Here is a 13,914-nt window from a genome sequence, read left to right on the forward strand (position 1 = left end):
CGTCAGTTCTCCAGCACCGCGCGAAGCTCCCACAGGGAACGCCAGGTTGCCGACCCCTGCTCCGCGCGCCTGCGCACCGGCCCGTCCCAGTACCCCAGCAGCCGTGCCGCGTCGGCGGGGTCGTCCTTGCGGACGACGCCGAGCAGATGGCCGGGCAGGAGAGAGAGCACGTCGCGGTCGCCCGGGAAGTACGCGGTGGCCAGGCCCAGAGATCCCGCGACGGAGACCGCCTCCGCCGTGCTCATCACCGTGGACGGGCGCTCGACCTCCCAGCCTTCCACGGAGCGGCCGTCGCGCAGGTCCCGAAAAGCGGTGACGAGGGCTTCGAGGACCGAGTCGTCCACCTGGTAGTCGGCACCCGCCCGTTCGACAGCGGCCCGCGACTGGCGTCGGACGAGCGCGGTCTCGGCGTCCACGTCACCGATCGGGCCCACGGTCTCGAAGTTGAAGCGCCGCTTCAGCGCCGCCGACATCTCCGACACGCCCTTGTCCCGGAGGTTGGCGGTGGCGATGAGTGTGAACCCGGGGGCCGCGTACACCTGGGCACCCTCACTCCCCGCGAGTTCGGGTACCGCGATCCGCCGTTCGGACAGCAAGGACACGAGCGCGTCCTGGACCTCGGGCAGACAACGGGTGACCTCCTCCACGCGGGCGACGGCACCCCGGGTCATGGCGGTGAGCACCGGGGACGGCACCAGGGCCTGCTCGGTGGGGCCCTGGGCGAGCAGCAGCGCGTAGTTCCAGCCGTACTTGAGCTGATCCTCGGTGGTGCCCGCGGTGCCCTGCACGGTGAGCGCGCTCGTCCCGCAGACGGCCGCCGACAGCAGTTCGGAGAGCATCGACTTGGCGGTCCCGGGTTCTCCCACCAGCAGCAGCCCGCGCTCCCCGGCGAGGGTCACCACGCAGCGTTCGACCAGAGCCCGTTCGCCGACGAACTTCTGCTCGATCACCAGGCGCCGCGGCACTCCGGCGCCGGGCCGCGCGGACTTCGGCAGGCCGAGTGCCTCGCCCGCACTGCCCATCACGAAGGTGACGACGGCACGCGGGGTGAGCAGCCAGCCGGGCGGGCGCGGTCCCGAGTCGTGGGCGGCGAGGAAGGCCAGCTCGGTGCCGTACTGATCCTCCGGTGCTGTGACCTGGCGGTTCTCCCGGCCGGAGACACCGGCAGGGGGTGTCGACCGGTCCGGGGCCCCGGGCGTGGTGGTGGTGCCGGTGGTCATTGTCATGTCGCTCGTCATCGGCGGTGGCCCTTCCGGGGTGCGCGGGTGTCCAGTTCTTCGAAGGCGGGGGCGTCGCCGCCCCGGGCCCGTGCCCAAGCCGTGGCGAACAGCTCGTGCACGGGGACCTCCGGCAGGGTCCGGGTGGATCCTGCCACGGGGTACAGACGTTCCTTCCAGGTCTCCAGGGGAAGGCCGGGCGCACCGCGTTCGAGCCAGCCGCACGGCAGGAACAGAGTTCGGCCGGCGCGGGAGCGCTTGGCCTCCACCACGAGGTCGGTGGCGGCGAGCTCCGCCCGGGCCTTCTTCATCCGCGCGGGCTTCCACTCGGTCCAGCGGGTGCAGTTGCGGTCCGTCGGATCGGGCAGGGCGAGCAGCATCAGGTACAGGGCTGTTGCGTCGGCGCTCAGCCCGAGGGCTGCGGCGGCCTCGGCCACCAGGTCCGGCACCGCGCGCGTCGGGTCCTGGACAGGGTGGTGAGGGCCGCCGTCAGGGGCACCCGCCGAGACAACGGCATCGATCTCCTTGCCCAGCAGGGAGCGCAGGGCGCGGAGTTCACCCACCCGGTACTGCGCGACGGTGCCCTCGACCAGGCCGAACGCCGGGTCCTCGGGGCCGTCCAGCCCGGCCGGGCGGATCAGGAGTTTTTCGTTGCTGCCGTGGTCGGCCGCGAGGAGCAGCGCCGCACCGGCCCGGACCAGTCCGTCGGGCCCCGCGCCGCCGGACTCGGGCAGCTGGTGGGCGGCCCTGACCACGGGGCCGATCGAGGTGCCCGCCTCGGTCCAGTCCAGCCCGAGGTCCAGCACCACGTCCGGGTCCGCGAGGGTGCGGCGCAGGGCCGCGAGCCCGACGGGCAGGTGTGCCCGCAGGGGGTGCCCGTACGGCAGCGTGTAGGCCAGGGTCCGCAGCGCGGTCAGGGCGGAGGAGAGCGAGCCGTGCGCACTCACCCGGCGCAGGCCGGGCCGTCCTGTGCCGTCCTCGACCGGGGACCCCTTGCCCAGCCACGTCCGGGAACCCGGGTTGAGCACCACGTCGACGGCGCCGGGCGTCGTGCCCGACAGGTCGAGGTCCAGTTCCTCGGGGACGCGGACGAGGGAGGCGAGACGTGTCTGCCAGACCTCGGCGGCGGCCCGGACGTCCGGACCCGTGGTCCACAGCTCGGCGGGATCGCCGGGCAGCAGCGCCTGGACCAGGGCATGGTGGTCGGCGCGGGGCAGGGCGTTCAGCCTGGCCTGGGCCGCCTCGAAGGCGCGGGTCTTCACCCCGAGCAGCCCGAGGGCTTCGGCGCCCGGCTCATCGACGGCGGCCGACACCAGGGCCGCGGACTGGAGGGGACCGATCCCGGTGGCCGTGTGGAAGGCCTCCGCGGCCACGGGGCGCCAGGGGGCCGGCCCCTGCTCCCGTACCAGGGTGGTGAGCCGGCTCAGGCGGGTGCGGGTGATGCCCTGCCGGTGGACGTGCTCATGGTCCAGGGTGAAACCGGGAACGGGGCCGAAGGCCCCGGTGGGATCGTGGTCCAGGGCCAGCCAGCGTGACGCGTCGCTACGGGAGTTCCGGCCGCGCTCGGCCAGTACCACGACGGTGCGGGTGCCCTTGCGCAGTACCTGGCCGAGCCGGTGGACGGCCTCGGGGCGCCCCTGCCCGGGCGTTCCTGCATACGGCTCGACGAGCTCCACCTGCCGGACCGTACCCGCCGGGTCGGCCAGCGGGCCCTCGGCGAGCGTCTCGAGCAGGATCACGAGACCTGCGCGGTGCTCGGGCGAGGTGGTCGCCGAGGCCGCCCGGTAAGCCAGTTCGGGCAGCCTGTCGAGCAGGGAAGTCCAGTCCTGGGACTGGCCGGGGACGGTGCACTCGTCCCGCTGCCAGCCGTCCACGGGGGTGAACGGGACCTTGGACGGCACGGGCGGGCCGAAAGCCGGCTGCCCGCCGAGGACGTGATTGACGGCAAGGATCTGCCGGATCGTGATCCACCGTCCTGCCGCTCCCCACCAGCCGCCGGACATGCGCTCGGAACCCCAGCCGGTGGCGTGCAGAAGGGTCGTGTCGTCGCCGTGTTCGGGCGAGCGGTCGGAGAACATGTCCTGGGTGCGTGTGGCGCTCCGGGGCGCGGCGGGCTGAGGCGGTTCCACGTAACGGGCGGCCGAGGCAGCCCGGTCCACCGCCTCGCGTACGAGCGCGGTGACGCCCGCGAGGAGCCGGGCGTCGGACACCTCGGGCAGCACCCGGGCGACGGCTTCCAGGCTCACCTCACGCGACGAAGGACCGGTGTAGTCCTGCACGGCACGGGAAGCTTCCAGCTGCCGGACGACCGCGTCGACGACCTCCTTGAACAGCTCTTCCGCCCGTGAGTCCGTCAGGTTCCGCAGGGCGGTGGAGCCCTGCTCGTCCCTGGGGCGCATGGCGTGCCAGTAGGCGACGGGAGGGACGTAGGGGGTGCCCGCAGCGCCGTTGCCGCCGGAGGAGCCGGGGACGACGGACCACAGGCTTCCGCCGATGCGTTCCGTGTCCGCCGGGTGGGCCTCGACGGAGCGCCCGGAGAGGGCCATGACGGGGCGCGATCCGCCCGGGAGGGTGAGGGCGCCGAGCGGGACCGGGGAGCCGACGGGCCGAGAGTGCGGCAGGGTCACCGTGTGGCCGTCGGGGGTACCCGCGACGATGCGGTGCCCGTCCGCGGGGGCGGGCACACCCGGTTCGGTCACTGTGTGGCGGACCCAGCGGCCGAGGACCGTGCCGTCCGTGCCGAACGGGGTGCTTTCCAGACCGGGCTGAAGGGGCAGCACCTGACAGTGTTCGGTGAGCAGCCGGGTGCCGTCCTGCACTCCGGAGTGGAGGAAAGCGGGCAGGGAGGCGCGACCGTGCGTTCCGCTGGCCGGGTCGTATTCCAGCCAGACCCGCCTCGTGCCCTGGTGGCCGTCCCGCCAGTGACCGGTGCCGTCGGAGAGGACGGCTCGCTGCGGCGGGATGGAGGTGTCGCCCGCGTGCAGGGCCTTGCCGCCGGTGGCGCGGCCGCCGCCGGTCAGGGGCAGGCAGACGTCGTCGGAGGGGCCGGAAGCGCCCCAGCGCGGAATCTGCTCGCCGCCGACGGTGAACACCTCGGCGGGACGGCTCGACCAGTAGCCGCGCTGCTTGCCCTCCTCCCACCAGATGACGAGCAACTCGCCGTCGGCGTAACGGAAGGCGAGCTGCCGCCAGTGGTCGATGGTTGAGGGCAGCCGCAGCGGGTGCCGCAGCAGAACGCCTTCCGGCCCGACGACGACGGCGCGTTCCTGGGTGTTCAGGATCAGCGCGGGCCAGGCCCCGGTGACGCCGACGCCCTCGGACCGGCCATGTCGCTGACGCGTGGCGGCCGCCTCGGCGGCCAGTTCGGCATAGGTCTCGTCCAGCGCGGGCCAGCCCAGTTCGTCGAGGACGCCGGTGCGCAGGGTCGAGACGAGCAGCGGGACGACATCGTGGCCCTGGAGGAGCCTCACCGCCTCCGGGGCGACCTCCGCGACCACGGAGCGGAACGCCGAGAGCTTGTTGAAGGCGATCCTCAGCCCAGGAAGTCCTCGCGCGGCGGTGTACTCCTCCGCGCAGGTGGTCAGCCATTCCCGCAGGATTTCGGACAGCACCGGATGCGCCGCCAGTCTCGCCATGCCGGTGTCGTCCGGTCGCTGACCGCGTCCACCGCCGAGGCCGGCGACTGCCCGGATCAGCAGGGCGCGGAAGGCCGGTCGTTCGGCGACGGCGGTGAGATCCCGCGCACCGGGCGCGGGGTCGGTGAGCCAGGAGCCGAGTGCGACGCCGGGGCCCTGCGTGGCCGTGTCCTGGTCGTCCGGCTCGGCGACGGGGATGCCGTGGGCCAGGCAGAGGTCGAGGAGATCCAGGTCGGCGGTGCGCTGCCAGCGGCCCTGGAACAGCTCGAGAGGGCGGCCGTCGGCGCGCAGCCGGTCCGCCATCCGGGTGGCCAGGTCAAGAGTCTGCGGGCTGCGGCCGGGCGAGACACGGTTGCGTCGGCGGTGCGCTTCCCAGCGGGCGATCCAGTCCGCCGGAGACACGGACTGGTCACTGGGGGCGGCTGCGTCGGAAGTGTCCGGGAGCGCGGTCAGCAGGTCCTCGGCGCCGGATTCGGCCAGCAGCCCCAGCCAGCCGTGTTCTCCGTCGGAGTCCAGGTTGCTCTCGCTGAAGGTCTCCGGGAAGAAAGCGAGGAGCCGGGTGCGCACGGCCGCCTCACGTCGGGCGAGTGCGACGAGCGCGGAGCGGTAGGCGGTCCAGAACGAGGCGGGCGCGCGGACGATTCCGGGGGAGCCGATCAGATCGGCCACCAGATCGCGTTCGGCGGCCTCACGGTCCAGTCCGGCGGCCTTGACCAGTGCGCGGACATCCTGCGGCAGCGCCGCATACGGTGGCATGCCGGCGGCGCATCGCTCGACCAGTAGACGGCGGAACTGTGTCCAGGCGTCCGCCGGTGCGAGCCGGGCCACCAGGTCGCGCACGTACTGCCGCAGTGCCTTGACGGTCAGCGCACCGGCGAAGGCGAACTCAAGGAAGACAGCCCGCTGCCGGTCCTCGTCCACGACCAGCCCGTGCACCCGTTCGGCTTCGCGGGCCTTGCCGAAGAAGGAAGCGGCGTAGCTGGTGTTCTCCGCCTGGAGGAAGAGGCGCGCCACCTGCTCGTAGTAGGTGGGAAGGAAGTGCGGCACGGCCCGGCCGAGCCTGGTGCCGAGTGCGTCGAAGCCCTCCTTGGCCGCTCCGGCCCGGCTCCTGGCCTGGCGGCCCAGCCGCTCGATGTCCTTGACCAGGGCGAGGGCGTGGTGCCCGTTCGCGGGGTCGTTGACCAGGGCCCAGGCAGGGAAGCCCAGTGTTTCGCGGCGCACCTGGCCCACGACGGGGGGCTCGGAGGTCCGCGCAAAGCCGAGGAACTCCAGTGCCAGGTCCTCGGCTTCGCCGAGGGTGCCGGGCACGAGACGGACCACGGGGCGGTCACCGAGGGCGGTGTGCGTGTAGGTGCGGGCGGTCAGCGCGTCGGCGTCGTCCCGGTCGGTGCTGCCGGCGGGGAGGATCGCGCCGGCGTCCAGCAGGGTTGCCACGCGCGCCTCGGCGGCGTGGGTGGAGGTGCCTTCGCCCCGGGGCTGGGCAGGCAGGGATGCCGTCGTGTCCGCAGCGGTCGTGTTCACGTTGGTGTTCGCCGTCGTTGCCTTCGTCGTAGTGGTGTTCATGCCGCCCGCTCCTCGTCCTCCACGTCGCGGCCGGCGTAGAGCGCCGCCGCCATGCGCATGCCCTCGGACCAGGTGACAGGTCCGACCTCGGCGGCCGTCAACGCCTGCCCCGCGGGGTCGGTCCAGCCCAGGGGGCCCGTCTCCGTGCCGTACTCGTCGTATCCGTCGTGCTCGCCGATCCAGATGCGGGCCTCGGCGGTGGCACCGTCCTCGACGACCGGGCAGACGGCGTACCCGCCGCGTGACCGGTACCCGAGCTGGGTGACGCGGCCGTGCAGGAATCGCAGTTCCTTGAACACTCCGCCGGCGTAGGTGTCGACGGAGGTGGTGTCCGGGGCGATGCCCTGCGGGCGGTGCCACACCTCGCGGAACAGTTGTTCCACGTTCTGGTGCACCCCCAGTTCGACAGCGAACTCCCTCAGATCTTCGAGGTCGTCGAGGAGGACGGGGTGAGGCACCCTGACGACATCCGGGGTGATGCGGACCGTGTCGCCGTCCAGGTCGACGAGGCCGAGACCGCGCGTGGGGTCGACATCGCGCAGGAACCCGGCGACCCCGCCGTCCGTGCCGGTCACCACGACGTCCCGCAGGGCCGCCTGCCAGGCCGGGTCGGGCCAGACCTGGGCGAGAACAGCCGTGGGCACAGGCAGCGAGCGCACCATCCACTGCTCGACGTCGGTCAGGCACCGGCGTTCGTGCCGCTCCAGCCACTCGGTCAACTGCCGGAGCCCGACGACCGCCGGATCATCCTTCAGTTTGGCCGGGACGGTCTTCAGCCGCCGTCCCTTCCCGTTGCGGCACACCACCTGGCCTGCCTCCAGGGCGACTTCGTAGTCACCCGCCGGTACCCACCCCATGCGCTGTTCTCCCCGTTGTTCTGGACGCCGCCGCTCCGGCGGCACACTGATGAGACCCGTCGACGGCAACGCACCGTGACGAGTGGTAGAGACTCTAGGCGCACCCAGTGACAATCAGTTCGGGATCCGTCCGCCTGGTCGTAGGGGCCCGCACCAGCAGCGGCCGGGAGCGGTCCGCGGTACGCATGGAGCGCACGTGGCTGTCCCACCGTCCGCACGGTTCAGGCGGTCGAAGTGATCGCTCGGGTCACGGCCGTGATCGCCAGGGCGAGTGGCCGGAGAGACGCGCCACGGGCACCCGGCGGGTCTCCGGGGGGTGCGCCGTCGACGCGCAGCGGGCTCACCCCGTGCGGCAGCACCGGTGAGAGGCGGGACGGCACCGTGGCCACGCCGAAGCGACTGACGACAGGTTGGAGTGTCGTCAGCCTGCCGCGCGCAGTGGAGGCGCGGTCGTCCGGGCAGGCCCGGTCAGACGCCGAACGGCGGCTCGGAGCTCGATGAGGGGGTGGAGATCCACGCCGCGTCGACCAGCTCGTCGACGTGCACCGTGGTGCGGTCGGCGAACTCTCCGGTCGATGACAGCGCCACCGCCGACGCGACCGCCGACGCGCGGCCGGTCACTGCCTCCCGGCGAAGCCGCCACCGCCGTCGGGGGCTGGTCGGGCCGTGGTCAGCAAGGGGCGCAGCGGGCCGTTCTTCAGCCGGGCGGCGAGCGCGCTCTGCTTGCGCTGCACGGCCCAGGTGGCGGGGAGGGCGACGAGCGCGCCGACGGCGAACCCGATGAGGACGTCGTGGGGGTAGTGCGCACCCACCCACACCCGGGAGGCCGCCATCAGGGCCGCGGCGGCCAAGGCGACGAGGCCCAGGCGTCGTGATACGAGGAGCAGCGCGAAGGCGGCCGCAGAGGCGAGGGCTGCGTGGTTGCTGGGGAAGGACCAGTCGCCGGGCGCGGGGCACGCTTCGAGGGTGATCGCGTGCAGTTGCCGGCAGGGGCGGTTCTCGTGGACGGCCAGCTTCAGCAGGGAGTCGACGCCGAAGGCGAGGACGGTGACCGGTGGGACCGCCAGTGCGGTGACCGCCGCTGCCGGAGTGTCCGCGCGTCGGGCCTGCCACCAGGCGAGGACCATCAACAGGGCGAACAGTCCCAGCCCGAAGGCCGACCAGCCGGTGACCAGGCTGTCGACCCAGCCGGGCGCCCGATGGGCCAGCCCGACGATGCTGAGGTAGGCAGGGCCGTCGATGGACGAGCCGTCGTAGGCGAGATGCATCAGGGGGTCTCGTTCCGGTGCTTGGCGGCCCGCCGGGAGCGGAGCAGTCCTGCTGCCGGCGGCAGCAGGGACACAATGACGATCAGGGCGATGACGGGCAGCAGATAGCGGTCGACATCGGGAACGGATGAGCCGAGGCCGTACCCGGCCAGCACCAGGCCGGCCGTCCAGACCAGGCCACCGGCGATCTGCCAGAGGGTGAAGACCCGGGTGGGGACGTCCAGTGCCCCGGCGAGCGGGTTCAGGACCGTCCGCACCACGGGGACGAAGCGGGCCAGCACGATCGCTTTGGGGTGGCCGTACCGTTGTAGTAGCTCCCCGGCACGCTCCGTGCCGTGGTGCAGGCGCTTGGACCCGCTGCGGGCGAGGACCGCCCCGCCCGCTCGACGCCCGATGAGGTAGCCGCACTGGGCACCGGCCAGAGCGCCGGCTGCCGAGGCGAGCAGGACCCAGGGCAGGGACAGTGTCGCCGGCTTGTCCGCCGTGCCTGCGGACAGGAGGCCGGCGGTGAAGAGGAGGGAGTCGCCGGGCAGGAAGAACCCGACCAGCAGACCGGTTTCGGCGAAGAGGACGAGGGCGAGTCCCAGCATGCCGAAGGTGGCGAGCAGCGACTGCGCGTCGAGCAGATTCACCGCGAGGTACATCGGTGCTGCGACCGGGTGCGCGGGTGTCATGGGGCGAGCCCTTCGTTGCTGGCCGGATCGGGCCGTCCGCGGCGCCGTGTGATGCGCGACGCGGACGTATCTGAAGCGCCTACTCTGTCTACAGCACAGTAGTCGGTCTACAGCACTGTAGACGAATCGTGGGGGAGGCCCTTCCTTGACGGACACCGAAGGCGAGCGCAGGCCCGCCGGCGAGCTGGAGGCCAGCGTGCTCGAGGCGCTGTGGGCAGCCGGAGTCCCGCAGTCGGCAGCGCAGGTCAGAGCATCGATATCCCAGGATCTGGCGCGCACCACGGTGGCCACTCTGCTGGGACGGCTGCACAAGAAGGGAGTGGTGGAGCGCCGGGCGGACGGGCGCGGATACGTCTACTTCGCGGTGGAGGACTCACACGGCCTGACTGCCCAGCGTATGCACCGCGAACTTGACCAGGGCGGCGACAACCGCAGCGTCGTGCTGGCCCGATTCGTCGACGGACTCAGCCCGCAGGACGAGGCCGAGCTGCTCCGCCTGCTGGAGGACGGCCGCGAGTGATCACCCTCCTGCTGATCCCACTGCTGCTGCCGTGGGCGTTGCCACCTCTGGCGCGAAGGACTGCCCAACGGGTACGTCCGGACATGGCGCTGTGCGTCATGACCGGTGCGGCGGCCGCACTGGCCCTTGGCGTCGTTTCCTGCCTGGGAGTCCTTCTCCTTCCGCTCGTCCTCCGTGTTCCCGTGATCGCCGCCCTCGCCCACGTCCTCCAGCCGGTCCACGCCGGCCCGCCGGCTCTTGTCGTCGCGGTCGCCGCACTGTCGGCAGGCGCCCTCGCCGTGACCATGGGCGTCGGGGTGCGGGGTGCCGCAGTCGAAGTGACGCGGCTGCGAACAGCCCGGAAGAAGATTGCTCACCTGCCCGGAGCGGGGGACATGCGCGTCGTCGACGACGAGCGGCCGGACGCCTTCGCGCTGCCCGGCGGTATGCGGGGGGCGGGGCGGATCGTGGTCACCGAGGGCATGCTCCAGGCCTTGCAGCCTGGAGAGCGCGAGGTGCTGATCGGGCACGAGCGCGCTCACCTGGCTGCCCGACACCACCTGTTCCTCGCGGTCGCCCAGCTCGCCGGCTGGTGTCACCCAGCCCTGTCCGCCGTCATCCCGCACATCTCCTTCGCCGCGGAACGGGCTGCGGACGAGGCTGCTGCCCGGGTGTGCGGAGACCGCCGTCTGGCCGCCCGGGCTGTCGGGCGCGCCGCCTTGGCCGCGACCCATCGCCGGAACCGTGGCGCACTGCCGGTTGTCGCCGCAGGAGGAACTACCGGCCCCGTGCCCGCGCGGGTCAAGGCGCTGCTTGCGAAGCCTCCAGTCCGGCGCACGGCCCCGGCTCTGATGGCCATGGTCCTCCTGTGCGCCGTAGCGGGTGCGTCATCTCTCACCGGGGCTGCCTGGCTGCACCACGGGGTCGAAGTCGCGCAGGGCGAACTGCCCCCGAACGGATAGGACGGTCCCGAGACACCGTCTCCGAGCAGACCGTTCCGTTCTCTCCGCGACGTCTCGCCGCCCACGCCGGGCTCAACGCACGGCGAGTACGCAGCTTCAACGCACGGCGAGGTCGCAGGGCTGACTCCGGTCCCTCGGCCTCGGCCGGCGGCGGACCCCGGGCTCCTTTCCGTCGGTCCCACTGCGGCAACGCGTGCCACCAGGGCCGCCCGATGAGGCCGGCCGCGCCGACGAGCGACACGAGGTCGGGACCGGTCAGGAGGTCGAGGGGCCGGCTACTGGAATGCGTGCCGACGCCGTCACCGGCGGCTGGGGCCTGGGTGGGTTCAGGGGCGGTCTTGCGTGCATGTTCCAGCCGGGGATCCCGCGTACCTCAGAAGTCAGCAGCGGTAGCCGTCCGGAACGTGGAGGAGGACGACGAAGATCCAGACCATGACCGCGGCGCCGAGCGTGCCGCCGAGGAGGGCGACCGCGAGGTTCCAGCGGCCTGTGTATCCGATGAGCACACCCCACCAGGCTGCTGCGACAAGCGTGAGCAGGGCTCCGTAGAAGATCAGCGCGAGCCCGTTGGCCGCGCCGTTCACCCCGACGTCGCACGCCGTCCAGGCGGCTGCCAGAAGCGCGGACCCGAGCATCCCCGTGGTCAGGCCGCCCACGGGAGCGGCCACGCGGCCCCACTGTCCGCGCGTCACTTCCAGGCCCTGACCTGCGGGACAGTCCCGCCGTTGCGCTGCGCGTGCTCCATCTTGTCCATCGCTTCGTCGATTGCTTGCCGGAGCTGCTCCTCGGTCAGGCGCGCGCCGTGCTGTCGTAGAGGTGAACTCTGATCCGCATCGTGATCCTGTCGCCTCGGTCGTCGTCTCCCCGACGAGCCGAAGACGCCGCCGCTACCCGGATCCGAATGACCGGCCGGTGTACCGTCTTCGTCGTCCCGGAGGCTCCCGCGGTGGATTGAACCCGCACTCGTCGGCGCCATGCTCATCGTTGACCACCGCGGAGTCCAGCGGCGTGCGCACCCCTGAGCAGATCGCGTTGAATCCGGTGACCGATGGAGCGTCGTACCGATGCCGATGTGGTGGGGGCGACCTTGGAGGGAAGGTCGAGACCGCGGCTGATCTCGTCGTACGCGGCCTGACAACCGTCGGGCAGCTCCGTCAAGTGCAGCCTCAGATCCTCCTCGACGAGACGCCGCAGCTCGTCGATGTTGCGGGGGGTGAAGCGTTTCTTCCCCCGGGTCAGTGCGTTGACGCAGCGGGTACAGCGGGCGGTTTCGTCGAGGGCCTCGGAGATCAGCTCGGCGAGTCCCCACAGTCGTCCTTCGAGCCAGGGGACATCGCGCTGCCCGAGGAGCGCCCCCGTCGAATGCGGCGGCAGGTCATCGGTCCTGTGCTTCGCCATCTGTTTGGACACAGCGGGCTGACTCATGTCGGTGAACTGCGCGATACGTTCCTGCGTCCAGCCGAAGCCGGCAAGCGCCTTGATCATCTCTGCGCGCAGCTTCCGCATCTCCTCGCCCGCGCGAATGACCTCGTTCATGCCCGCGAGTATCCGCCCGGCTTGTTCCTCGTTCAGCGTCTCAAGGATCTGACGCGCACTCTCTTCGGCTGCCACAACCCGGTTATACACCACGACCAGCCTTCCATAACCTGGTTGTACAACCAGGTTATGGCTGACAGGATCCCCCCATGCCTACCTTCTCCGCACCTGACGGAACCCAGCTCTCGTACCGCGTGACCGGTGACGGCGACCCAGTCGTCTGCATCCCTGGAGGACCTGCGGACTCCGTCTACCTCGGCGACCTCGGCGGCCTGTCCGCGTACCGTCGGCTGATCGTGCTGGACCTTCGCGGAACCGGCCGGTCCGGGATCCCACAGGACACCACCTCCTACCGCTGCGATCGCCTGACCGACGATGTCGAGGCCCTGCGCCGACACCTCGGCCTTGCGCGGATGGATCTGCTCGGCCACTCCGCCGGCACGAACATCGCGACGCACTACGCGGCCCGGCATCCGGAGAAAGTCAGCAGGCTCGCCCTCATCGGCCCCAGCCCCCGGGCTGTCGGCGTGGCGATCACAGCCGGGACGCGGCGCGAACTCGCGCAACTCCGGAAGAACGAGCCGTGGTTCCCGGCGGCGTTCACCGCTCTGGAAGCGATCACCGAGGGCACGGGCAGCGACTGGGAATCCATCGCCCCCTTCTTCTGGGGCCGGTGGGACGCCACGGCACAGCAGCACCACGCAGCCAGCCGGCCGAGCAACCAGGAGGCCGCAGCTCTCTTCGCGGCCGAGGGCGCCTTCGACCCGGAGAACACTCGTGCGGCGCTGCGTGCGTGCGACGCTCCTCTTCTGCTGCTCACCGGAGAGTTCGACCTGAACAGCCCGCCTGCGTCCGCGGCGGAGATCGCGGAGGCGTTCCCCGACGCCACGCTCGTGGTGCAACCGGGAGCGGGCCACTATCCGTGGCTCGACGACCCGGGCCGGTTCGTGGCGACGACGGAGGCGTTCCTCCGCCGCTGACGGGTCATGTACCTCACTGCTCGATGACGCGGTACCGAACGAGCCGGTCTGCACCGTGACCAGCCGGCCGACTTTCCGGACGCCGGCAGGATGCGCGTGCCCCGGTCCTCCCGAGGCCGGTCACGTCGGGGCCCCTCCACCGGTTGCCCTCAGAGCGCTTGCGCCGGAGCGACCCTCGGCTCCATCGTGCTGGCCCGAAACCGTGCCTACCCGGCGAGCAACGGGGGAGCGGAGCAGCCGGCGGGGGCATCGGGCGCGGGCAAGCCATCAGTTCTGCGGGCCGGCCTGCTCGCCGGCCGTCCTGGACGTCGACAGGACGGACGGGGCGAAGGAGCGCGTCCCCGCACCGCGTCCTCGGGGACGGGGTGCAGTTGTGGGACGTCGCGGACGCGGCCGATCGCTCGGTGGTGTCCTCGTCGCCCGACCACCTAGCCCTGGGCGACATCGCGTTCAGCCCGGACGGGTGTCAACCCCTGATTTCCGAGAGGGACGGAGGCGTCAGTCCGCGGGAGGTCGTGCCAGGGAGCGAAGGCGTGGCGGCGCTCTCCCATGATTCGTTCGCCGACGTTCTCAGCGGTGAGGCGTTCAGCGCGGACGGAGAGCCGCGTCGCGGACGGCGGCTTCTGTTCCTTCGAGTGGAGCGTGTACGTGTCCGACGTGCCGTTCCGGCAGAGCTGCCGGCTCGGGAGTGAGCCGGGGTCGGATGTAGATCCCGTCGGCCGC

At 71.9% G+C, this 13,914-nt stretch carries 11 protein-coding genes; 3 read left to right on the top strand and 8 right to left on the bottom strand.

The annotated features are described in order from the left end of the window. Window positions 1-2 precede the first annotated feature (2 nt). From LWJ43_RS32190 to LWJ43_RS32215, 6 genes are all read right to left on the bottom strand, one after another. On the bottom strand, window positions 3-1,238 hold the full coding sequence (locus LWJ43_RS32190; protein WP_277335690.1) for an ATP-binding protein: 1,236 nt from the start codon (window positions 1,236-1,238) through the stop codon (window positions 3-5). Next, window positions 1,235-6,415 carry a hypothetical protein gene (locus LWJ43_RS32195; RefSeq protein ID WP_277335691.1) on the bottom strand — a complete coding sequence of 1,727 codons (5,181 nt, stop codon included), beginning with the start codon at window positions 6,413-6,415 and terminating at the stop codon, window positions 1,235-1,237. The genes LWJ43_RS32190 and LWJ43_RS32195 overlap by 4 nt, the downstream gene beginning before the upstream one ends. After that, window positions 6,412-7,272, bottom strand: coding sequence for a DUF4132 domain-containing protein (locus tag LWJ43_RS32200; RefSeq protein WP_277335692.1), 861 nt, complete (start codon window positions 7,270-7,272; stop codon window positions 6,412-6,414). Before LWJ43_RS32200 ends, LWJ43_RS32195 begins: the two co-directional genes overlap by 4 nt. A gap of 468 nt (window positions 7,273-7,740) precedes the next feature. Further along, on the bottom strand, window positions 7,741-7,893 hold the full coding sequence (locus LWJ43_RS32205) for a hypothetical protein (RefSeq protein WP_277335693.1): 153 nt from the start codon (window positions 7,891-7,893) through the stop codon (window positions 7,741-7,743). Beyond that, window positions 7,890-8,540 (bottom strand): phosphatase PAP2 family protein, encoded by a 651-nt coding sequence (locus LWJ43_RS32210; protein ID WP_277335694.1) that lies wholly within the window; start codon window positions 8,538-8,540, stop codon window positions 7,890-7,892. The genes LWJ43_RS32205 and LWJ43_RS32210 overlap by 4 nt, the downstream gene beginning before the upstream one ends. Then, window positions 8,540-9,214 carry a DedA family protein gene (locus LWJ43_RS32215; RefSeq protein WP_277335695.1) on the bottom strand — a complete coding sequence of 225 codons (675 nt, stop codon included), beginning with the start codon at window positions 9,212-9,214 and terminating at the stop codon, window positions 8,540-8,542. The genes LWJ43_RS32210 and LWJ43_RS32215 overlap by 1 nt, the downstream gene beginning before the upstream one ends. 145 nt (window positions 9,215-9,359) lie before the next feature. On the opposite strand from LWJ43_RS32215, the gene LWJ43_RS32220 reads away from it, so the two are divergent. Together LWJ43_RS32220 and LWJ43_RS32225 are read left to right on the top strand one after the other, a co-directional pair. Then, the gene (locus tag LWJ43_RS32220; RefSeq protein ID WP_277335696.1) at window positions 9,360-9,734 is read left to right on the top strand and encodes a BlaI/MecI/CopY family transcriptional regulator; all 375 of its coding nucleotides are present in this window, start codon (window positions 9,360-9,362) and stop codon (window positions 9,732-9,734) included. Then, the gene (locus LWJ43_RS32225) at window positions 9,731-10,675 is read left to right on the top strand and encodes a M48 family metalloprotease (RefSeq protein ID WP_277335697.1); all 945 of its coding nucleotides are present in this window, start codon (window positions 9,731-9,733) and stop codon (window positions 10,673-10,675) included. Before LWJ43_RS32220 ends, LWJ43_RS32225 begins: the two co-directional genes overlap by 4 nt. Before the next feature lie 380 nt (window positions 10,676-11,055). On the opposite strand, the gene LWJ43_RS32230 is transcribed toward LWJ43_RS32225, so the two are convergent. Together LWJ43_RS32230 and LWJ43_RS32235 are read right to left on the bottom strand one after the other, a co-directional pair. Further along, window positions 11,056-11,343, bottom strand: coding sequence for a hypothetical protein (locus LWJ43_RS32230; RefSeq protein ID WP_277335698.1), 288 nt, complete (start codon window positions 11,341-11,343; stop codon window positions 11,056-11,058). Window positions 11,344-11,653: 310 nt separating this feature from the next. Beyond that, on the bottom strand, window positions 11,654-12,286 hold the full coding sequence (locus tag LWJ43_RS32235) for a sigma-70 family RNA polymerase sigma factor (protein ID WP_277335699.1): 633 nt from the start codon (window positions 12,284-12,286) through the stop codon (window positions 11,654-11,656). Between the two features lie 74 nt (window positions 12,287-12,360). On the opposite strand from LWJ43_RS32235, the gene LWJ43_RS32240 reads away from it, so the two are divergent. After that, window positions 12,361-13,191: an alpha/beta fold hydrolase gene (locus LWJ43_RS32240; protein ID WP_277335700.1), complete on the top strand. Its 831-nt coding sequence runs from the start codon at window positions 12,361-12,363 to the stop codon at window positions 13,189-13,191. Window positions 13,192-13,914: the final 723 nt, after the last annotated feature.

It is taken from the genome of Streptomyces sp. JH34, from assembly GCF_029428875.1.
Taxonomy (GTDB): domain Bacteria; phylum Actinomycetota; class Actinomycetes; order Streptomycetales; family Streptomycetaceae; genus Streptomyces.

Excerpts from the sequence above, each read along its gene's own strand:
- LWJ43_RS32190 (WP_277335690.1), bottom strand. The coding sequence starts at position 1,238 with ATGACGAGCGACATGACAATGACCACCGGCACCACCACCACGCCCGGG.
- LWJ43_RS32210 (WP_277335694.1), bottom strand. The coding sequence starts at position 8,540 with ATGCATCTCGCCTACGACGGCTCGTCCATCGACGGCCCTGCCTACCTC.
- LWJ43_RS32215 (WP_277335695.1), bottom strand. The coding sequence starts at position 9,214 with ATGACACCCGCGCACCCGGTCGCAGCACCGATGTACCTCGCGGTGAAT.
- LWJ43_RS32200 (WP_277335692.1), bottom strand. The coding sequence starts at position 7,272 with ATGGGGTGGGTACCGGCGGGTGACTACGAAGTCGCCCTGGAGGCAGGC.
- LWJ43_RS32195 (WP_277335691.1), bottom strand. The coding sequence starts at position 6,415 with ATGAACACCACTACGACGAAGGCAACGACGGCGAACACCAACGTGAAC.
- LWJ43_RS32240 (WP_277335700.1), top strand. The coding sequence starts at position 12,361 with ATGCCTACCTTCTCCGCACCTGACGGAACCCAGCTCTCGTACCGCGTG.